Source organism: Enterococcus sp. DIV1368d (assembly GCF_050542975.1).
Taxonomy (GTDB): domain Bacteria; phylum Bacillota; class Bacilli; order Lactobacillales; family Enterococcaceae; genus Enterococcus_D; species Enterococcus_D casseliflavus.
Genome location: NZ_CP172939.1, coordinates 2825324 through 2845868, shown reverse-complemented (window position 1 = coordinate 2845868; position 20545 = coordinate 2825324). Strand labels below are relative to the sequence as shown.

General features: G+C 41.7%; 17 protein-coding genes and 1 pseudogene. 13 read left to right on the top strand and 5 right to left on the bottom strand.

Features of this window, described 5'->3' with window-relative positions; genetic code table 11:
- Positions 1–18 precede the first annotated feature (18 nt).
- The 13 genes and pseudogenes from IGJ44_RS13375 (at position 19) to IGJ44_RS13315 (ending at position 14790) form a co-directional block, all read left to right on the top strand.
- Positions 19–1899 carry a BglG family transcription antiterminator gene (locus IGJ44_RS13375; RefSeq protein WP_074535439.1) on the top strand — a complete coding sequence of 627 codons (1881 nt, stop codon included), beginning with the start codon at positions 19–21 and terminating at the stop codon, positions 1897–1899.
- A 3-nt stretch (positions 1900–1902) separates the two neighbouring features.
- Complete coding sequence (locus tag IGJ44_RS13370; RefSeq protein WP_074535440.1) at positions 1903–2688, top strand: tyrosine-protein phosphatase; 786 nt, start codon at positions 1903–1905, stop codon at positions 2686–2688.
- 15 nt (positions 2689–2703) lie between these two features.
- The gene (locus IGJ44_RS13365) at positions 2704–3969 is read left to right on the top strand and encodes a PTS sugar transporter subunit IIC (RefSeq protein WP_074535441.1); all 1266 of its coding nucleotides are present in this window, start codon (positions 2704–2706) and stop codon (positions 3967–3969) included.
- Positions 3970–3997: 28 nt separating this feature from the next.
- Complete coding sequence (locus IGJ44_RS13360) at positions 3998–4297, top strand: PTS sugar transporter subunit IIB (RefSeq protein WP_010749922.1); 300 nt, start codon at positions 3998–4000, stop codon at positions 4295–4297.
- A gap of 1 nt (position 4298) precedes the next feature.
- Complete coding sequence (locus tag IGJ44_RS13355; RefSeq protein WP_010749921.1) at positions 4299–4640, top strand: PTS lactose/cellobiose transporter subunit IIA; 342 nt, start codon at positions 4299–4301, stop codon at positions 4638–4640.
- Between the two features lie 156 nt (positions 4641–4796).
- Positions 4797–6131, top strand: a complete 1335-nt coding sequence (locus IGJ44_RS13350) for a hypothetical protein (RefSeq protein ID WP_430605796.1) — start codon at positions 4797–4799, stop codon at positions 6129–6131.
- A gap of 92 nt (positions 6132–6223) precedes the next feature.
- Positions 6224–6499, top strand: a complete 276-nt coding sequence (locus IGJ44_RS13345) for a helix-turn-helix domain-containing protein (RefSeq protein WP_074535443.1) — start codon at positions 6224–6226, stop codon at positions 6497–6499.
- 253 nt (positions 6500–6752) lie between these two features.
- The gene (gene guaD, locus IGJ44_RS13340; protein ID WP_430605793.1) at positions 6753–8108 is read left to right on the top strand and encodes a guanine deaminase; all 1356 of its coding nucleotides are present in this window, start codon (positions 6753–6755) and stop codon (positions 8106–8108) included.
- A gap of 49 nt (positions 8109–8157) precedes the next feature.
- Entirely contained in the window at positions 8158–9441 is a 1284-nt protein-coding gene (locus tag IGJ44_RS13335) for a uracil-xanthine permease family protein (protein WP_016612741.1), read from the top strand.
- Between the two features lie 329 nt (positions 9442–9770).
- On the top strand, positions 9771–10388 hold the full coding sequence (locus tag IGJ44_RS13330) for a LysM peptidoglycan-binding domain-containing protein (RefSeq protein WP_008380639.1): 618 nt from the start codon (positions 9771–9773) through the stop codon (positions 10386–10388).
- Positions 10389–10641: 253 nt separating this feature from the next.
- A pseudogene (locus IGJ44_RS13325) lies at positions 10642–11079 on the top strand (MmcQ/YjbR family DNA-binding protein).
- Positions 11080–11308: 229 nt separating this feature from the next.
- Entirely contained in the window at positions 11309–13018 is a 1710-nt protein-coding gene (locus IGJ44_RS13320) for an ABC transporter ATP-binding protein (RefSeq protein WP_074535445.1), read from the top strand.
- Positions 13019–13020: 2 nt separating this feature from the next.
- On the top strand, positions 13021–14790 hold the full coding sequence (locus tag IGJ44_RS13315) for an ABC transporter ATP-binding protein (protein WP_074535446.1): 1770 nt from the start codon (positions 13021–13023) through the stop codon (positions 14788–14790).
- Positions 14791–14999: 209 nt separating this feature from the next.
- On the opposite strand, the gene IGJ44_RS13310 is transcribed toward IGJ44_RS13315, so the two are convergent.
- The 5 genes from IGJ44_RS13310 to IGJ44_RS13290 form a co-directional block, all read right to left on the bottom strand.
- Entirely contained in the window at positions 15000–15317 is a 318-nt protein-coding gene (locus IGJ44_RS13310) for an RNHCP domain-containing protein (RefSeq protein ID WP_010749914.1), read from the bottom strand.
- A gap of 473 nt (positions 15318–15790) precedes the next feature.
- On the bottom strand, positions 15791–16549 hold the full coding sequence (locus tag IGJ44_RS13305) for a DeoR/GlpR family DNA-binding transcription regulator (protein WP_430605791.1): 759 nt from the start codon (positions 16547–16549) through the stop codon (positions 15791–15793).
- Between the two features lie 35 nt (positions 16550–16584).
- Positions 16585–17235 carry an L-fuculose-phosphate aldolase gene (locus IGJ44_RS13300; RefSeq protein WP_074535448.1) on the bottom strand — a complete coding sequence of 217 codons (651 nt, stop codon included), beginning with the start codon at positions 17233–17235 and terminating at the stop codon, positions 16585–16587.
- A gap of 19 nt (positions 17236–17254) precedes the next feature.
- Positions 17255–19036 (bottom strand): L-fucose isomerase, encoded by a 1782-nt coding sequence (locus IGJ44_RS13295; RefSeq protein ID WP_074535449.1) that lies wholly within the window; start codon positions 19034–19036, stop codon positions 17255–17257.
- Positions 19037–19070: 34 nt separating this feature from the next.
- Positions 19071–20504, bottom strand: a complete 1434-nt coding sequence (locus tag IGJ44_RS13290; protein ID WP_167826912.1) for a rhamnulokinase — start codon at positions 20502–20504, stop codon at positions 19071–19073.
- Between the last annotated feature and the right edge of the window lie 41 nt (positions 20505–20545).

Genomic DNA, 20545 nt, shown 5'->3' with positions numbered 1-20545 from the left:
TAAGCGAGGGAGAGAGAGATGGAAAAATTAAGCCTATTGTTGTTAAGAACACTTTCGGAGCATGACGGTTTTATGACGAGTAAAGCGGCTGCTGCCGAGTTGGGTGTTAGCAGGAAAACCGTTCGCCGTTATGCAGAAGAAATCAACCAGCATCAAGAACGATACGGTTGTATGATTCAAGCGAAAAAAGGGAGTGGGTTGTATTTACAAATAACGAACGAAGAAGCTTTTCAGCGAAGGAAAGAACAAGCGTCCCACAATGACGACTTTGTTTCTAGAATTATTGAATTCTTTATTCAAGAAGAAACGTATATTAAATCCGAAATGCTTTGCGAACGCTTATTCATTTCTCAGAGTAAGCTATCTCAAGAATTGAAAAAGCTGCGACGGATACTAAGCCATTACCAGCTCTCCATTCAAACGAAGCCGTATTACGGAATGAAACTTAGCGGCAGCGAATTTGACTTGAGACGATTTATGGCTAGTAATTATTTGCAAAGAACCCATATCAAGCAGTTAGAAGAGGGCACAATCAGCGAAGATACACCGTCGCTTCTTCACCAGCAGATAAAAGCGATCGTTTCGTCGGAGTTTTCGCAAAAAGCCTACCCCATGTCGGAGGCTATTTTGAACAATCTGGTGAATCATTTAGCGATCGCTGTCTTACGCATGCAAAGCGGCCGCTACTTGGATCGAAATCTGCCAATCAGCGGCAGGACCAATGATGAACAGACGTTACTAGGAGAGCGAATCATAGCCAGAATTGAAAAAGAATGTGCTGTACACTTTACCGAATACGAGCGAAATTATGTTTTAGGGCAAATCGTTGGCAAACGAGTAGTCCCTAGAAATGAAAAGATGACTGTTTCAGATGAAGCAGCAGAATTGGTCAGCAAAATTTTAAAAGCGATCAAGGAAAGCCGCCAAATCGATTTCAGCAAAGACTTGGATCTGCAAACGATGTTGATGTTGCACTTTGCTCCGCTGATCGATCGGATCGAATTGGGGATCGAGCTGAAAAATCCTTTGTTGAATGAGGTGAAGGTACACTGTAATGTCGCTTATGATTTAGCCATCATTGCCGGTCAAGTCATTGCAAAGCAATTTGAAAAGACCATCAGTGATCATGAACTCAGCTATTTGGCGATGCACTTTGATGTGGCTTTAAATAAGAAAAATTCGCAAACACAGCGCAAGTATATTTTAGTGGTCAATGACCTAGGTCGAGCGGCCAATACCTTCCTTAAAGAGAAATTTGAGTTTTATTTTCGCAATTATATCAAGAAAGTCACGGTATGCAATCAATATGAATTTTTGCAAATGATCGAAGAGCAGGAGTTCGATTTCATCTTTTCTTCGATTCCGCTTCCTTACGAAGGAACGATTCCTGTTATGAATGTTGATTATTTTATGCAACCGGATATGATCAAAAAGATCGAAGCCGCATTGGCCGCTGTCTTCACAGAAGAAGTGCTTTTGAACTACTTTAAGGAATCATTATTCATCTGTGAACAAGAATTTGAAACAAAAGAAGCGGTATTGCATTTTTTATGCCAACAAATCAAAGAACAGTATTCAATGCCTGAGAATTTTGAAACATTAGTTTTTGAACGAGAAGCCTTTTTTGGAACCGATTTCTTACCGTCGGTCGCTTTCCCTCATCCCAATGCACTGATTGGTTCAGAAACGGTGATTGCTGTTGCAAACTTGAAAAAGCCAGTGTTCTGGTACAAACAGTCGGTTCGTCTCGTTTTCTTATTAGTGATTGCTGAACAAGATCACTTAAAAGTGAAACCGCTGAATGATCATTTGATCAAACAATGTTCTTCGTTGGATAAAGTTAACAAACTAGCTGCAACAACGGACTTTATGACGTTCATTAATTATTTAAAGGAGTAGTATATGACAAATGAAAAAGTAACCTTAGAAGGTGCATATAATTTTCGCGATTTTGGCGGCTATCGGACCAAAGAGGGAAAATATGTGGTGACTGGAAAACTATACCGCTCAGACGAATTGAGCAAATTGACAGAAGCCGATCAGAAAAAATTAGCAGCTCTGGGAATCGAGAAAATTATTGACTACCGTAATGCCCAAGAAAGAGTAGACAATGAAGACAAACCCATTGGGAATGCTCAGGTGCTTTATTTGACACCGATTGCTGATATTGCTGCTTTAGCTTCTTCAGAAGAAGGGGAGCCAATGGCGCTTTCTGCAGAAGAAATCACCACCGAAGTTGCAAAAGAATTGATGATTCGGCAAAATTATGAATTTGTTGAAAACAGTCAATGCAAGAACGTTTATAAAGAAGTATTGGACATTCATTTGGAAGCTGAAGGTGCAGTGGTTCAGCACTGCCGTGGTGGCAAAGACCGCACCGGTTATGGGGTTGCCCTGATTCAGTTACTGTTGGGTGTCAGTTATGAAGAGGTCATGGAAGATTACCTGCTGACCAACGAGTACAAAAGGGAGAAAAATACCAAGAGTCTCAAGCAGATACAAGAAGAAACGAACAACCCCGATTTTGTGGCAGCAATGCGATACTTCAAAGAAGCTGATCGGTGTTTTTTACAAACCGCTTTGGATTTGATTGAGGCTCATGGGGGGATTGAGACGTATGTAAAAGAAGAACTGGGTTTTTCACAGCAGAAAATCCAGCTGCTTAAAGATAAATACTTGCGGGATTAAGTGAAGGAGGACCTTATGAATACACTGAAAGATAAAATACTAGCTGCAGCCGTTCAAGTACAAAACAATATTTATATGAAAGCCATTGCCAATGCAATGATGGGCTTAATGCCCGTCATGATGATCAGTTCCATTGCTTCCTTGATCAATGCGATCGACATTGGGGCAACGCAACAGATAATGGAACAAATTGGTTTGAAAGCATTATTAACCCAAGTTAACGCGATGACGATCGATGTCGTTTCCGTTTATGTCGCCTTTCTAGTTGGCTACAAATTAGCCGAGCATTTAAATGCGGATCAACTAAATGCCGGTATCATGAGTTTGGTCTCATTTTTGATTTTGAGTCCGATTTCGACTTTAGAAGAAACTCGTACGATGGAGTTGTCGACCCTTGGCTCCGGTGGGATGTTTGTCGCCATGTTTGGTGGATTGTTGGGTGCCAGAATTTACATTTTATGTGTACAGAAGAATTTGATGATCAAAATGCCGGATTCGGTACCGCCGATCGTCAACAAATCCTTTGCAGCGATCGTGCCAGCAATTATTGTTTCAGCCATTATGGGCATCATCTACGTGGGCATGGCGGCAACCCCTTATGGCACGCTGACAGATATGATCTATACTTGGGTACAAGCTCCACTGACCTTGCTAGGAGCGAATATTCTTGCCTGCATGATCATTGTGGCGTTTATCGAATTTCTTTGGTTCTTTGGCATTCACGGAGTGTTGGCTGTTTATCCGATTTTGATGCTGGTCTTTTACCAACCAGGACTTGATAATCTGGCGGCGTACAGTGCCGGTCAAGCATTACCACATTTGTTTACGATTGGTTTTATTTTGAACAATCGCGGGGCTCGTTCATTTGCAGTCGCTTTACTGGCTATTTTTGGCTGCAAATCAGAGCAGCTAAAAGCTGTTGGTAAAATTGGTTTGATCCCTTCCATGTTTGGTATTTCTGAGCCAATCAAATTTGGGATTCCTCAAGTGATGAATATCAGAATGCTGCTTCCCTTGATGTTAACACCGGCTGTTTCCGTGTTGTCAGCATATCTCTTAACGATTGTCGGCTTTTTGCCTTATCACAATGGAGTCAATATCCCAACTGGATTTCCGATTATTTTCGGTGGCTTCTTAGTGAATGGCTGGCAAGGGATCATTGCACAATTGATTCAATTTGTCTTATGTATCATCATCTATATCCCTTTTATGCGTCTGCAAGACAAAGCAGCACTAGCTGAAGAAAAGAATCTGCAAACCCAAGCGACAGTCGTTGAGTAACAAATAACGAGAAAATGGAGGAACAATGATGAAAAAAATAGTATTAGTTTGCGCTGGCGGCATGTCTACTGGTGTCTTAGTAAATAATATGAAAAAAGCAGCGCAAGAAAAAGGAGAAACGGTGGCGATCGATGCGTTCTCCATTGAATCAGTAACGACTGCAGCAAAAGATGCTGATTGCGTACTGTTAGGACCGCAAGTTTCTTACCGATTAAATGAAGTCCAAGGCTTAGTTGCTTGTCCAGCAGCCAGTATCGACATGCGCACCTATGGCATGATGGATGGAAAAAAAGCATTGGAACAAGCACTTGAATTAATAGGAGAGTAGAATGGAAGAAAAAGAACAAATTTGTTTTCAGATTATCTCGCAAGCGGGTATGGCAAGAAGTTGCTTTTTTGAAAGTATTCAAAAAGGAAGAGAAGCCCAGAATCTGGCTGCACTGCAAGCAATCGAAAAAGGAAAAGAACACTATCATGAAGCCCATTTGGCACATCGGAAGTTAGTCCAACAAGAAGCCCAAGGGGAAAAAGTCTGGATGTCCTTACTATTAAGTCATGCGGAAGATCTTTTGATGAGCGCAGATATCATGAGTGAGCTTGCAAAAGAGTTTCAAGGGTTGTATGAAGAAATTCAGGCAATTAAGCAAACGATTCAGTCTACTGGCTCCTAACCGAAAATCGCAATAAGAAAAAGAAACGAAGTGTCAGTCCTTTGACAAAACACTTGGTTTCTTTTTGCTTAAATTTGGTACGCACGTTGACAGGATTGCTTGAAGGTGTAGGATAGAAGAAAGATGGAACTTTAAATCAAGGCAAGGAGTCGGACGATGAAAGTTTTAAAATCCCATACCGCACTTTTGATTATCAGCAATACGATCACGATCATTCCGTATCTTTATTTTTTATCTTTGAGCAAAGAGCAGTCGCTAAGTGCAGCATTAGCCTTTGCGCTCTTTTATACCTTTCGCATGACAGGGGTCTTTTTCTTACAGACGCTTACGGCGCTTTTCGCACCATCATTGTTAGCAGCCAGTGTCTTGATCGGCGGCGCCGGCGCATTGGTAGGTATCTTGAGCACTTGGTGGAGTGTGGCACTCTTGCCAGCTGCTGGTTTGTTGGGGATCAGTGCTTCTTGGTTGCCGCCAGCTGATCTGATGGTACGCCAAAAAGCCAAGCTCACTGAACAGCCGCTGAAAAATGATTGGAAGGAGGCGCTGTTCTTTCTTGTGGTTTTACTGTTTGCCTTACGGTTGCCTGATGACCTTCAAGGCATTGGCCTATTTGGCAGTTATTTTGCACTCTTTGTGCTGGCAGCTAAGAGTAGTCAAACCTTCAACAACCTCCCAAAAAGACCGTTGATGCAGCGCAACCAGTTATTCAACAAGCAATTTTTGTTGTATTTCTTTTTCTTTCTCTTACTGTTTGGCTTGCGAGCAGCCAGGCTGATCAAGTCGAATGCCCTCTTTGAGTGGGCAATCACTGGTTTCTTGTTTCTCTTTGCTTTGCTGCTGATCACTTTAACGAAACGCAGTAAGTCGTGGAGACAGCCGCTTCACTTGAACATCCTCACCTTTATTCGGGGAGTGATCGGTAACTTTCTTTTTCTTTTCGGCTCGGTCTATGTTACCGGTCGATTTGGGCCCCAAGCGCTCAGTACTCACGTTTACTTGCCTTATGCACTGGGCCTTTTTGGCGCAATGTTTCTCGGGGGAAAACTCGCACGCTTGCTAGAAAAACAGTTAGTACCGGCGTATTTGCTTGGATTGATGGTTGGTGTTCTTCTATTTAGCAGCGATCTTTTGATCCCAATAAGTTTATTTGTCATTAGTTTCTTTAATGCGGGATTGAATCAATGGCTCACGAAACAGTATTTGGCGGCAAAACCCGAAGCAATTGAGCAGCAGAGTTTAGCCAAGTATGCCACACAAAGCAAAGGGAGTCTGGTACATCAATTTCTTTTGATGACACTCCTGTTTGTCATTCTTCGTTTTGAACATCAGCCGCTGGCTTTCTTGTTTCAGCTATCAGGAACGACGGCAACGAATCAGACCTCAAGGATCCAAAGCTTTTTAGAGCCAGCAAAATGGGGCTCGATTGCAGGAGTACTGTGTTTGCTAGTAGGTGGATTGGTGGTATTTCGTAGGAATCGTAAAGAAAAATAATGGAGAAATGATTTGGAGTTGATTCGGTGTAATCGACAAAGAGAATGTTAAGTAGTTTTGTATCAACTAGAAAAAAGAGGCGGAGATCAAAGATGCCAACAGTTAAATTCAATGATTTTTTAAAAGAAAAAATGAAAGACACTGAATTCAAAGCTGAATATGAAGCTGAAAAAGCGAAACTTGCTAGTGCTGTAGCATTGATGAAAGCGCGAGAAAGTGCAGGACTCACACAAAGAGAACTTGCAGAGCTCGCCGCTGTTCCTCAGTCAACCATTGCACGTATTGAGAGAGGGGGTAATACAAGTTTCGAAACGTTATCCAAACTTGCTTCTGCCCTTGGAAAAAACCTGACCGTTAGTCTAGTTTAGGTAACGCCTTAGTTATAGATAAACCAAGCGAATATTCTCAAAAAGCAGACACTGTCTTATTTCTAGACGGTGTCTTTTTTTTAAAATCGCATAAAAACCGAACATTTATCGTTTTATCTTCCTTTATGATAGTGAATTTTATTGCACTATTTTCGAATAGCGTTAAAATAAGAACATCGTGTTAGTGAAAAAGGAACATTAAATGAACGGCTTTTTCCTGACAATGTCTTAGAGAACGGGGGAAATCAAACAAATGGCAACCATTCGCTATTTTAAAGGAGATGTTTTCCATACACCAACTGATGGAAAACTAGACTATATAGAAGATGCATTGATTCAAGTCGATGACGCAGGGATCATCACGAAAGTTACTGCCAAAACAGATCAAGGGTATGAGGTAGAGCTGGCAAAAGCATCAGAGAATCTTCAGGCTTTATCCGAAGGCCAGTGCTTTTTACCAGGGTTTGTCGATCTGCATGCCCACGCCCCACAATGGCCGCAAGCAGGGATCGCGTTAGATGAACCGTTAAATGTCTGGTTAGATGAATGCACGTTTCCGCTGGAGGCAAAATATGCCGATCCAGCATTTGCCAAAGCTGTCTATCAAGATTTGGTAGCACAGCTATTGGCAAGAGGAACGACAACGGTTCTTTATTTTGCAACGATCCATCTAGAAGCGAGTCTTCAATTGGCGAAGACTTGTGCCACTCTTGGTCAACGGGGATTAGTCGGAAAAGTCGTTATGGACGATCCCCAAGCCAATCCTGCTTTTTATCGAGACGCGTCAACAGAAGAGGCATTAGCGGATACAGAACGTTTTATTCAAGAAGTACAAGCAATCGCAAAGACCGCACCACAAGGCGTTTATCCTGTGGTCACTCCGCGATTTGTCCCCAGCTGTACCGATGAAGGCTTGGCAGGGTTAGGCGCATTGGCTGAAAAATATGATGTTCATGTTCAGACCCACTGCAGTGAAGGGCAATGGGAACATGACTTTGTTCAAGAACGATTTGGTAAAACGGATACCGAAGTGCTGCAAGATTTTGGCTTGTTGCGTGAAAAAGCAGTGATGGCTCATGGCAATTTCATCAGCCCAGCTGACGGCGCCCGTTTTGTCGAAACCGGCGCCGCAGTTGCGCACTGTCCCATCTCAAATGCCTACTTTGCCAATGGCGTGATCCCAATCAAGCGCTTGAAAGAACAAGGGGTCACGATTGGTTTAGGAACGGATATCTCCGGCGGTTTTTCACCGAGTTTGTATGACAACATCAAACAAGCTGTGATGTCTTCGAGAATGTTAGAAGATGGCGTGGATGTCACGCTTCCTCAAAACACACGAGGAGTAGCTGATTCTCGTATATCCGTGATCGATGCGTTCTCATTGGCGACAAAAGGCGGCGGTGAGGCACTAAAATTACCAGTAGGTGTCATCAAAGAAGGGTATGCGTTTGATGTGCAAGTGATCGATACGCGACAAAAAGAAAATCCTTTGCCTGACTTCGGTGTGTTTACTTCACCCGAAGCAAGATTACAAAAAATCCTGTACTTAGCAACGATGCAAAATATTCGCCAAGTCTGGGTCCAAGGAAAAAAAGTACACGAAAAATGAGGAGAATGAGACAGTGGAATCAACGAAAAACAAACATTTAACGATCGGAATGAACGAAGACATTCCCTTTGGTCAAGCAGTACTTTTAGGATTACAGCATGTGTTGGCAATGGACGTGTATGTGCCGCCATTTATTATCGCAACCGCGGTGGCGATGTCCTCTTCAGACGCATCAGGTTTGATCCAATCGACCTTTTTAGGAGCAGGGATCGCTTCTTTGATCCAAGTCCTCTTTTTCTTGAAATTACCCGTATGTCAAGGACCATCCTTTGTACCCGTTGGAGCGATCATCGGTATTTATTTTGGTGCCAACGGCATGGACACGGTGTTAGGTGCCAGCATTGTTGGTGCCGCAGCAGTCATTTTACTAGGTTTTACGGGCATTTATAAGTATATCGTTCGTCATTTTATTCCTACGATCGTCAGTGGAACGATCATTATGATCGTTGGGTTGACATTGCTGCCAACGGCCTTTACCAGCAATATCTATCCTGCCACTGAAACACTAAGTGCCAATCAAAACATGTTGTTGGCTGCGATTACTGCGGCGATTTTGATTTTGTTTTCCATGTTAGGCGATTATTTTCCGGGAATGGGAAAATACTTCCGAATCAGTTCGGTCATTATTGCTTTGGTTATCGGTACCGTGATTGCTTCCTTTATGGGGGGCGTTGATTTTCAGTCGGTGGCGGATGCTTCTTTCTTTAGTCTGCCAAAACTGGTATTTCTAAACTATGGCCTGCACTTTGATGTTTCAGCGATCTTAACGATGCTAGTGATCTATATGGTGCTCCTAGCAGAAACAACAGGTACTTGGTATGCGGTCAGTTCCGTGACAGAAGAACCTGTTACAGATGAACAGATCAATAAAGGCGTGATCGGTGAAGGGTTAGGCTGCTTGGTTGCCGCCTTAGTTGGAACGACACCTGTAACTGGTTATTCTACCAATGCAGGGATCATTTCGATCACAGGGGTTGCTAGTAAAAAAGTCTTTGTGATGGCGTCCGTCTGGTTTATCCTATTGTCCTTCATGGGAAAACTTTCAGCCTTGATTCACGCAGTACCTTCTGCTGTCATCGGCGGCGTGTTCGCAGTCGTCTGCGTCATTATTTTGTTGAGCGGCTTTCGGGTCATTAAGAATGAAGAGTTTTCCGAGCGGGAGTTGTATATTATCGGGGTACCGTTGATTATTGCCATCGGCTTGTTGTTTATGCCAGCAGAAATCAAAGAATCTGCGCCTCAATTCTTACAATATTTATTAGATTCACCGATTGCTTTAAGTGCAATTGCGGCGATCGTCATGAATAAATTGATCCCAGTGAAGAAAAAATAGAAAGTAAATGAGGAATGAGACCTTGTCTCGTTCCTTCTTTTGTTACAATCCTGTGTAAAAAGAGGGTTTTTTGTAATATAGGAAAGGTTTTCTAAGGTTAACTGGTTTACCTGAAAACAAAATAACTGTAATGTTAAAAATTACAGCAGAATAAAGCTTGATATGATAGGATTCTCAAATTCTTACGAAACGTAAGGCAACTGTCGTTTTCGTAATCATCTGTAATGAATTCTTTACCTATGAAATATTCTTCGATGTTAGACTTGTTTATGCGCTTGAGTCATCTCAAATGACGCAAAATGAGTTTCAAAAGAAGGAGATTTAATTATATGAAGTCTTTAAAAACTGTTTTACTTAGTACAGCTGTCCTTGCCGGTTTCGGCCTTTTCTTAGGTGGGAAAGACGCCTTTGCAGACGAACAATACACTGTTCAATCTGGTGATACATTATCAACAATCGCTACTAACTTTTATGGTTATAGCTCTGATGATACGATCAATGCGATCGTTGAAGCAAACGAGATTGCTGATAAAAACTTGATTTTTGTTGGGGAAGCATTGATCATCCCTACAGATGGCACTGCAACTTATACAGAATCTGCAAACACGACTGCTGCAGCAAGTGTACAACAACCAAGTGAACCAGCAGCTTCACAATCAAGCAACACACAATCTGCTGCTGCAAGCACACAAAGCAGCTCAAGCTACAGCTCTTCAGCTAGCGGCTCAGAAGCTTCAGCAAAAGAATGGATCGCCAACAAAGAATCTGGTGGTTCTTACACAGCGACAAACGGACAATACTATGGCCGTTACCAATTAACCAACTCTTACTTAAATGGTGACTATTCAGCTGCTAACCAAGAAAAGGTTGCCGATGAATATGTTGCATCACGTTATGGTTCTTGGTCTGCTGCCAAAGCATTCTGGGAAGCAAATGGTTGGTACTAAGATTCTCAAATGAATCTTGTCCATGACATCTAGTAATCAATTGCCCTTATTGGCGAGTACAACTTACTCGCTGATGAGGGCTTTTTTGTGTCCTCTGAGAAAGGTGAATGAATGTAACGCCGCATACAGCTGCATGTAACGTCATTATCAGTCGACATGCCACTGATAAAAAATCCCTTTTTCCACGACAACCATGTATAATAGTAGGAAATAGAGCAGCAAGCGATTCAATCTGTCAAAATTGAGACAGAAAATGGCGATTTTGATAGCAGAAAGTGGGGGACACACAATGAGTACATCGATTGAAGAAAAAATTGCACAAAAAATGCAGCGATTTCAAGCATTTGGGGAAGGCTTGCCGGGAGCCAAAGTCTATTATCGCGAAGATTGGGATGCAATCTACTTTGATTTAGTAGGAAAGCAGTTTGGAATCATGAGTCCATAACCAGAAGAAACAGCGTTTTTGACTTTGAAAAATCTGCCCGAGGTCAACGAAACGCTGCGAGAGCAATTTCCTGACGTCATCATTCCAGGGTATTATGCCAATAAGACCCATTGGAATACCATCAAGTTGGCATCTGATGCCTTGATGGAAGAAAACATCGAACAAATGATTTTGGTTTCCTACGATTTAGTCAAACAAAAACTGACAAAAAAACAAAAAAGTGAGCTGGAAAACAGCGAATCGTAAGTCAAAGATTTAGCGACAAAAAATAATCAAACCAGTATCTAGGATCATCATAATCCCTTTACTATTCGTTATTTTCGACAACATTTATGCAATATTTTCAAAGAGCTTTCATGAAAGCTCTTTTTGTTTTATTTGTTCGCTTGTTTCCCGTCGTGATCCATGGTAAATTGTTGTGCAACCGAAATTTTTTGGCAGTCTTTTCTGCTAAACACAAAGGAGTGGTACGTATATGGATCTGGTCTTACGCCATGTCAAAAAGTACAAAGCGGCAACTGGCATTGCCTTATTATCGGTCATTTTAATGGTCGTTGCTGCATTATGGCAGCCGAAGCTCTTGCAGCAAGTGCTAGAATCAATTATTACCGAAAACAATGATGAAATGAAAAAAATTGGTGTGCAGCTGATTGGGCTAGCATTGCTAGGCCTTGTTGCAGGGATCATCAACACGATTTTTTCTGCGAAAGTGGCGCAAGGCGTTAGTGCCGATATTCGGGAAGAGATGTTTCGGAAAATCCAGACATTCTCATTTGGTAATATCGAAACCTTCTCGGCAGGAAACCTAGTGGTGCGCTTGACCAATGACATCACGCAAATTCAAAACTTAGTGATGATCTCGCTGCAATCGTTGTTTCGCATCCCGTTCTTATTTATCGGTGCCTTCATTTTGGCGATGACAACCATGCCGCAACTTTGGTGGATCATCGTCTTACTAATTATCGCTGTCCTAGTGATTACGGCACTCTCCTTTACACGGATGGGCAAACACTTTATGATCATCCAGAACTTGATCGACAAAATCAATGGGATCGCCAAAGAAAATTTGATGGGGATTCGTGTGGTGAAATCTTTTGTTCAAGAAGACAACCAACTGCAAGGCTTTTCTAAAGTCAGTGAAACGTTAACGAAGCATAATATTATTGTAGGAACCCTGTTCTCTGTAATGATCCCCTCCTTTATGCTGGCGGCCAACTTAGCAGTGGTCGGCGCGATTTTCTTTGTCAGTGATCTAGCGAAAGATGACCCAACCTTGATTGGGGGAATTGCCTCATTCATGAACTATTTGATGCAAATTATGATGGCGATCATTATCGGCGGCATGATGATGATGATGACATCACGGGCTGCAGTTTCGCTAAAACGGATCAAAGAGATTCTAGATACCGAACCGGATCTGCAATACCAAGATGTCCCAGAACAAGAATTGTCTGGAAGTGTCGCTTTTGAAAACGTCAGCTTCCGTTACCCTGGGGATGAAAAAAATGCCCTAACGGCTATCAGTTTCACCATCAAACCTGGCGAAATGATTGGGATCGTAGGGGCGACTGGTGCCGGCAAATCAACACTGGCGCAGCTGATTCCCCGTTTGTTTGACCCAACGGAAGGTGTCGTGCGGGTAGGCGGCGTTGATTTGAAAGAAGTCAATGAACAAAGCTTGCGTAAAACGGTCGCCTTTGTCTTGCAAAAAGCGATCCTCTTTTCAGGAACGATTGCCCAAAACTTGCGGCAAGGGAAAAAAGACGCCTCAGAATCTGAGATGTCTCGCGCAGCGGAAATCGCCCAAGCCAGTGAATTTATTCAAAAATTGACCGCTGGGTTTGAAGCGCCGGTCTCCGAGCGCAGCAGCAATTTTTCTGGAGGACAAAAGCAACGCTTATCGATTTCTCGAGGCGTGATCGGTGAACCGAAAATTTTGATTTTGGATGATAGTACGAGTGCATTAGATGCTCGTTCGGAAAAATTGGTTCGCGAAGCGTTTGAAAAACAATTAAAAGACACGACAACGATCATCATCGCGCAAAAGATTGCCTCTGTTGTGAAAGCCGACCGCATCTTCGTTTTAGATAATGGACGTCTGGTTGGTGAAGGAAGCCATGAATTTTTAGCCAATAACAATGCTATTTATCAAGAAATCTTCGCAACACAGAAAGGAGAGGAGTAACCATGACAGATTTGTTCAAAGCGAGTAAATTTTTCTACCATTACTTAAAACAATACAAGTGGTCGTTTCTATTCATTTTTGTGACGGTGATTCTAGCAACGTATCTGCAAGTGCAAGCGCCAGTCTTTGTCGGAGAAGCGTTCCAAGAGTTGGCGAATTATGTTGGCGGTTTGATGCAAGGGGTCGATGATAAATCGGCTTTTCTATCAATCATTTGGAAACTGTTGATTTTTTATGTCTTAGCCAGTGCAGCCAATTTTGTTTATAGTATCTTGTTCACGCAAGTGGTGGGAAAATCAACCAACAGAATGCGGATCGGCTTATTCAATAAACTGGAAAAATTGACGATCAAATTCTTTGATTCTCATCAAGACGGTGATATTTTGAGCCGTTTCACCAGTGACTTGGATAACATCCAAAACAGTCTGAACCAAGCATTGTTGCAAGTGCTGACCAATGTAGTCTTAATGGTGGGGATCTTGATCATGATGTTCCGTCAAAACGTTGAATTGGCATGGGCAACGATTGCTTCTACCCCGATTGCGGTGTTGATCGCGGTGATCGTGATCCAAAAAGCCCGCAAATATGTCGATCTGCAGCAAGATGAAGTCGGAAAATTAAACGGCTATATCGATGAAAAAATCAGTGGTCAACGAATCATCATCACCAATGGACTGCAAGAAGAAACCATCGATGGTTTTCTGGTCCACAACCAACAAGTCCGGGAAGCTACCTACAAAGGGCAAGTCTACTCTGGGCTGCTTTTCCCCTTGATGCAAGGGATGTCCTTGTTGAACACGGCAATCGTGATTTTCTTTGGTGGCTGGTTAGCATTAAACGGTGACTTAGAACGTTCCGTTGCTTTAGGATTAGTTGTGACCTTTGTCCAGTATTCGCAGCAGTATTACCAACCATTGATGCAGATCTCTTCTGGTTACAGCATGATTCAATTGGCGATCACCGGTGCGCGCAGAATCAATGAGATGTTTGATGAACCTGATGAAGTCAAACCAAAAGACGGGATCAAAGTGAAGGGCATCAAAGAGGCGGTTGCTTTGAATCATGTGGACTTTGGGTATGACAGTCAAAAATTGGTCCTAAAAGATGTCTCGATCACAGTCAACAAAGGCGAAATGGTCGCATTAGTCGGGCCGACGGGTTCAGGAAAAACGACCATCATGAATCTGTTGAATCGCTTCTATGATGTGAATGGTGGTTCTGTGACCTTTGACGGCATCGACATCCGGGAGCTAGACTTGGATCTGCTGCGTTCTCAAGTGGGAATCGTTTTGCAAGAATCCGTGTTGTTCTCAGGGACGATTCGCGAAAACATTGCTTTTGGGAAACCAGAAGCGACTGAAGCCGAAGTCATTGCAGCAGCGAAACAAGCCAATATCCATGAGTTTGTTATGACGTTGGAAAAAGGCTATGACACGGAGATCACCGAAGAGAACAATCTTTTCAGTACTGGTCAAAAACAATTGATGAGTATTGCCCGAACGATTTTGACCAATCCAGAATTGTTGATTTTGGATGAAGCCACCAGTAACGTTGATACCGTGACTGAAGCGAAAATTCAACGAGCAATGGATGAAGCGATCAAAGGACGAACCAGTTTTGTGATTGCCCATCGCTTGAAGACGATTTTGAATGCCGATCGCATCGTTGTCTTGAAGGACGGCGAAGTCATTGAAGAAGGCAATCACCATCAATTGGTGGCTGCCGATGGCTTTTATGCGGAACTGTATCACAATCAATTCGTTTTTGAATAAGCACAAACCAATGTAAAATCATCAAGAAGACACTAGCAGGACAGCCCGCTGATTTCGTCAACTAATCGACGAGACAGCGGGCTGTTTTTTTTTAGGTTAAAGTAAGCACTTCTTATGACGACAATGTCTATGAGCAGTTAGTGGTATAAGGGGTCCGTTGTTCTGATAACCAAAAAAGACCAGCCTTAAGCATGGTCTTCTTTGGTTTTTTAGTGATACGCAGCGGTTTGAGCCAACCACTCAATAAAATGGTCTGGCTGTTGCGTATCCTGTGCCACGATATTCCACTGCTGGTTTTTGCAGCGGGTGCATTCATGCAGCAGCTGATAGCCTTTTTTGGAATGTTGGCGATAGTCAATCGGTCGCATCAAGCCATGGCAAGTATTTTGACGATCACCCGGGCGAATATCCACGTGTAACGAGTAGAGACACTGGGGACAATGGTTGCGGTAAGAACCATTGGTCAAGGGTGCCACAGGCGTACTGCAGTTTTTACAAACAAAGGTCGTATTTTCATCTTTTCTCATTTTGCTTTCCTCCAAAAGAATGATTTCTTTTGAGAGAAAAGGGTTCCGTTCGTTCTTCATCAGGCTTCTTTGGCTAGGGACACATTCACCGTCCGTAACGATTACTTCTGCTTCCAGCTTCATGCGATTTCGCAATCCGTACCACGCTTAGTTTTTTCGTTTTGTGCTAAGCACTGTGTTGCGGCAGCCCACAACCCAGCAGTAAGTGTAGTCCAAAGTCACTGTCATTGGCGTCGTCCCCTAGAAAACAATTGAGGAATGCTTTTTCATCGAGTACCTCCTATGTGTTTATGAGGGTATTATAGCAGAAATAAAGTGGTCGATGATTAAATGAGGACCGCAAAGAAAATATCGCTCTTTCAAAGAAGCTCGTTTTTCTGTCAACGAACTAAAAAAACTATAACCGCAAGCAGTTATAGTTTTTAGTTCGTTCTAAAAATAGAGCGGCATAACTTGCAAGTAAAATTTTGAGATTAAAACAAAAAATCAATATTAAGTATTTGTGCGCGTTTTAGGTATGTTTCTGGCGGTTTTTTATTACTGATGAAACACTCCAATGCTGACCAATCGGCGAGTTTATACGCGTGTTTTTTTTCAAATTTTGTATCATCGACAAGCAGAAGGTTCTGCTGTGCCATACGCATAATTTTCTTCTTAAAAAGGGCCTGTGCAAAATTAGCCTCATAAATTCCCTCGGAGTCGATACCCGTAGAACTTAAAATAAACAAATCAATTTGAAACAAGTTTAGGAAAGAGTTACCATAATCGCCAACAACACTTTCTGCATCTTTTATCGCCTCGCCGCCGATCATATATATCTTTGTCCCTTCTTGACTTTCATGTAATAATTCATAGGCAATTTGTAGTCCGTTAGTAATAATTACGCTATTTGATAACTCTGACAGATAGGGAAGAAGCGCTTTGGCAGTTGAACTGGAATCGATAAAAATACTCATTCCTGGTCCTAAAAAGGTACTGGCAATCTCGGCAATGTATTCTTTTTCATGAATCATGACATTTTCTCGGTACCTAGTTGAGATCACATGGTTTCTTTCAACTTCAAGTACAACGCCTCCACGATATCGGCGGATCAAACCTTCTTTTTCAAGTAGCAGGAGATCTCTTCTCAGTGTAGAAAGAGAGCAGAACAAAGCTTTCTGTAGATCAATATTGTCCATCTTTTTATGCTTTTTTAATAATGTCAATATTTGTTTCCTTCTAGAATCTGTCATCCTTCTATCTCCTAGCAAGAATTTTCTTTATTTTATCATATATCGTTCCTTTTCTGTCCATAAGTTTTAAAACGGACAGCCATGTTGGCCATTTCCCCATCATTAATAATTGATGGACTACCGATATGAGTTGCTAATATATGAACCTTAGCACAATATTCTAGTTCTTCCAGTACGTTAAAAGCATCAAAAAGAGTTGTCCCTCCTGTAAGAACCCCGTGGTTGGCTAACAAAACTGCTTTTCTATTTTGCATCGCTTTGAAAGCATTTTGTGCAAGTTCTTCCGTTCCAAAAGATGCGTAGTCAGCACAACGGACGTTTTTGCCGGCGACAGCGATCATATAGTGAGAAGCAGAAAAAGGTTTTCTTGCCACAGCAAAAGCTGTTGAGTAAAGCGTATGGGCATGAATGACCGCATGGAGATCCTGGCGCTGTTCATACATAATACCGTGCATACGCCATTCGCTTGAAGGTTTTTTTATTCCTTCGATAATTTCTCCGGTACAGCGCATGAGAACAATATCTTGAGGGGTGATCTCAGAAAATGGAATTCCAGAGGGAGTAATCAGCATAAGATCTTTTTCCCGCAGATAAAGACTAAGGTTTCCGCCAGTTCCTAGCGTATAACCTAAATCAATAAGCTTATTTCCATAATCAATTAATTGCTGTTTTTGTTCTAAATACATTGTTATCCTACTTTCATTATTATTTATAGAATGCGTCAAAGGCTTTGCATGCTGCAAAGTCAGCACTTTCAAGATCTTTGGTTCCAAATCCATCAAAAGCGTGTGGTCGAAACAATCGTTCTCTAGGTATATTGTGTAAAGAAACTGGAATTCGCAACATGCTTGCTAAAGTGATTAATTCTGCTCCTATATGACCATGTACACTGGCACCATGGTTGCTTCCCCAAGAAGACATCACACGATAGACATCTTCAAATCCAGGTTCACCTAAATTAGGAGCAAACCAAATTGTGGGCCAAGTTGGATCAGTCCGATTGTTTAAAGTATCATGGATCGCCAAAGGGAGCACACAAGAATATCCTTCAGCAAGTTGGAGGGTGGGGCCGACTCCCTCAACCAGATTGATACGTATTAAGGTCAAAGGTAGCTCAGCTTGTAAATGATATTGACTGGAAAAACCGCCTCCTCGGAAGTACTCATAATTTGCACGACACCATTTCGTTTTTTCCAAACAATTTTTAATGTCTCGATCTGTCATATTCCAAAACTCTTTCATGGTAGGCATCCCGTCATTGTCTAGACTGCCGCCGCTTCCATCAAGGGCACTTGCACCTGAATTTAAAAGATGCAGGACACCGTTTGCAGCTTTTCCTGATAATTGATGACCAGTCAGCCGCTTGACAGATTCTGGACTCCAGAAAGTACGCACATCCGAGAAAACAGCAGCTTTATTTGTGAGTAGGCTTCCAAAAAGCATAGCTGCGGCATTACAAGTGTCATTTTCTGTCGCAAAAGCAATAGGCTGTTTTGGACCATTCCAATCAAAGGTACTTGTTAAAATCGATTCTAAAAAATCTCCGTTTGGCAACCAATCAGTCCATTGACGCTGACCTTGAAAGCCGCCAGAAATAGCATTTTTTCCTTTTGCTTCTTCAACCCAACCAAGTTCAGTTAAACGCGGATTTCCCAATAAAATGTCCCGAACGATAATGGTTTGCTTTGCAATAAAATTCCACTGTTCTGAATCTGGAATATAACGAGAATGTGTTATTACATCTGGATAATCTTTTCCTTTATTAACATCGATCCCCTCATTACAATACTCAGTAATCCATTCACGTAATTTCTGGTACTCTTTTTCATCATAGATACCTAATTCAATTCGTCTTAGTATTTCGATCATATCTACGTATTCAACATGCATCCCTAAATATTTTTCAAAAAAAGATTGATCAATCTGACTTCCTGCAATCCCCATCGAGGAACTTCCAATATTCACATAGGATTTATTTTTTAATTCTCCCGCTGCAATACTGGCGCGAGCAAAAAGCAGAATTTTTTCTTTCACATCTTCTGGAATATTGGTATCATCATAGTCCTGTACTTCTTTTCCATAAATTTTATAAGCAGGCATTCCTTTTTGAGCGTAGGCACTCATAGCCGCAGCTAAAAACACTGCTCCTGGTCGTTCCGTTCCATTGAACCCCCAAACCGCTTTAAAAGTGTCAGGCCGAAGATCAAGTGTTTCGGTTCCGTAACACCAGCAAGGGCTTACAGTTAAAGTTGCAATGACGTCGTTTCTTGCAAATGCATCGTCTACAAAGCTGGCTTCTGCAAAACTGCCGATTGTTTTATACAGCAGCATACATTTGACCGGCGTTCCATCCATATAAAACAAAGTTGATTCGATAAACTCCTTCACACTTACAGCCATCGCCATCGTTTGCTCTTCAAGTGCTTCCCTGACACCGCCTTGTCTGCCGTCAATAGTTGGTCTAATACCGATTTTTGGATGATTCATTTTTATTCCTCCTGTCTTTTGCTAAAAGAGATCTTTACTTTGAGAATAGCGATTGATATATCTTATAGGCATCCTCAAAAGAATCATTTTTTTTTGGATGATAGTGTTTGAGTGGAGCATAGTTTGCCACAAGCATAATCAATTCTTCTTGAGACTTTATTTCTTTTAAAGAGGTGTATTGTGCAAGCGCATTTCCTAAAGCGGAACTCTCTGGATAACATACTGTGATAGTACATTTGGTTAAATCAGCAAGGAGTTGATTTAACCAAGAAGACCTGCTTCCGCCGCCAAAAAGAAAAATTGTTTGCGGCGACTGTGTTATCAAAGCTTCAAATATCATTGTGTATTTAAAAGCTAGGTTTTGATAAATTGTCGTGATTAATTCTTGCGGAGAGGAAAGTCGGCTATATCCTTGTTTTTGACCGTACGATTCCAATAGGGCGGTGAATTCTCCTTTCTTAGAAAATCGGTGATCGCCAGTGTCGAAATAAAAAGAGAGGGGTTTGGTATTGTTAAGCGGTTGTAAATCCTCGATAGTCAATGAATGCTTTTTTTGAATCGCTGTCAATGCTTCTTCGATGTACCACATGCCTAGTAAGTTTTTTAACTGCAAAATCTTTCCATCGCCTGATTGCTCATAAGAATAGCCGTTTTGTAAAGGATGACGTAGAGAAATCCCGCTCTCTTCTTTTTTTCCTAATACTGACCATGTGCCTGATGACAAGAAAATGCTTGTGTGTTCTGTGCTCGGTAATGCGTAGACAGCACTGGCTGTATCATGCTGCATAACGGAGTAGACTGGAATAGCCGCTTGCTCAATAGGCACAGTACCTACCTGTGTATAAGGAAGCACGATTGTTGAAAAAAGAGCAGGATCAATGTCTATTTTTTTTAGTAATTCACAGGACCAGTTGTTTTTCTCTAAATCGAATAATTGACTCGTAGAAGCAATCGACGTCTCGGAAAGCAGCGACCCTGTCAATAAAAAATGAATTAAGTCCGGCATCATTAATAATTTTTTGGCTTTTTTTATTTTTTCTGGATGTTTCTCTTTCAGATAGATAAGCTGCGAGCTGCTGTTAATGGATGCATTTTCTATTCCTGTTTTTTGACGAAAGAGATCAGGCAAGTCTCTTCCATAATGACTATTTTCTTGAAGAAGCATGGTTTGGTAACTTAGAGGATCCATCACTAATTGATTATTTTCATCAATTAGTCCAAAATCACATCCCCATGTATCAAAGCCGATACTTTGGATTTGATATTGATGGTAAGCTTTTGCAATAATTTTTTTGATGTTTCTTTTTATCTTTCTCATGTCCCAATGATACTCTTTAGAGCTTGATAGGTAGTATTGGTATTGGTCAAATCGGAAAACCTCAGCTTCTTCCAAGTAACCGTTCTCTAAACGATAAACAATGCCTCGAGCGCTGGTTGCGCCCAAATCGAATGCTAGTACAGCAGTCATAGTGTCCTCCTAATTTATAAATAATTTCGTAGGTCATAGTC

Coding starts and splice junctions, on each gene's coding strand:
- IGJ44_RS13375 (WP_074535439.1), top strand. CDS start 19: ATGGAAAAATTAAGCCTATTGTTGTTAAGAACACTTTCGGAGCATGAC.
- IGJ44_RS13355 (WP_010749921.1), top strand. CDS start 4,299: ATGGAAGAAAAAGAACAAATTTGTTTTCAGATTATCTCGCAAGCGGGT.
- IGJ44_RS13290 (WP_167826912.1), bottom strand. CDS start 20,504: ATGACTGCTGTACTAGCATTCGATTTGGGCGCAACCAGCGCTCGAGGC.
- IGJ44_RS13350 (WP_430605796.1), top strand. CDS start 4,797: ATGAAAGTTTTAAAATCCCATACCGCACTTTTGATTATCAGCAATACG.
- IGJ44_RS13305 (WP_430605791.1), bottom strand. CDS start 16,549: ATGACAGATTCTAGAAGGAAACAAATATTGACATTATTAAAAAAGCAT.
- IGJ44_RS13370 (WP_074535440.1), top strand. CDS start 1,903: ATGACAAATGAAAAAGTAACCTTAGAAGGTGCATATAATTTTCGCGAT.
- IGJ44_RS13320 (WP_074535445.1), top strand. CDS start 11,309: ATGGATCTGGTCTTACGCCATGTCAAAAAGTACAAAGCGGCAACTGGC.
- IGJ44_RS13315 (WP_074535446.1), top strand. CDS start 13,021: ATGACAGATTTGTTCAAAGCGAGTAAATTTTTCTACCATTACTTAAAA.
- IGJ44_RS13335 (WP_016612741.1), top strand. CDS start 8,158: ATGAACGAAGACATTCCCTTTGGTCAAGCAGTACTTTTAGGATTACAG.
- IGJ44_RS13300 (WP_074535448.1), bottom strand. CDS start 17,235: ATGTATTTAGAACAAAAACAGCAATTAATTGATTATGGAAATAAGCTT.
- IGJ44_RS13345 (WP_074535443.1), top strand. CDS start 6,224: ATGCCAACAGTTAAATTCAATGATTTTTTAAAAGAAAAAATGAAAGAC.
- IGJ44_RS13295 (WP_074535449.1), bottom strand. CDS start 19,036: ATGAATCATCCAAAAATCGGTATTAGACCAACTATTGACGGCAGACAA.
- IGJ44_RS13360 (WP_010749922.1), top strand. CDS start 3,998: ATGAAAAAAATAGTATTAGTTTGCGCTGGCGGCATGTCTACTGGTGTC.
- IGJ44_RS13310 (WP_010749914.1), bottom strand. CDS start 15,317: ATGAGAAAAGATGAAAATACGACCTTTGTTTGTAAAAACTGCAGTACG.
- IGJ44_RS13330 (WP_008380639.1), top strand. CDS start 9,771: ATGAAGTCTTTAAAAACTGTTTTACTTAGTACAGCTGTCCTTGCCGGT.
- guaD (WP_430605793.1), top strand. CDS start 6,753: ATGGCAACCATTCGCTATTTTAAAGGAGATGTTTTCCATACACCAACT.
- IGJ44_RS13365 (WP_074535441.1), top strand. CDS start 2,704: ATGAATACACTGAAAGATAAAATACTAGCTGCAGCCGTTCAAGTACAA.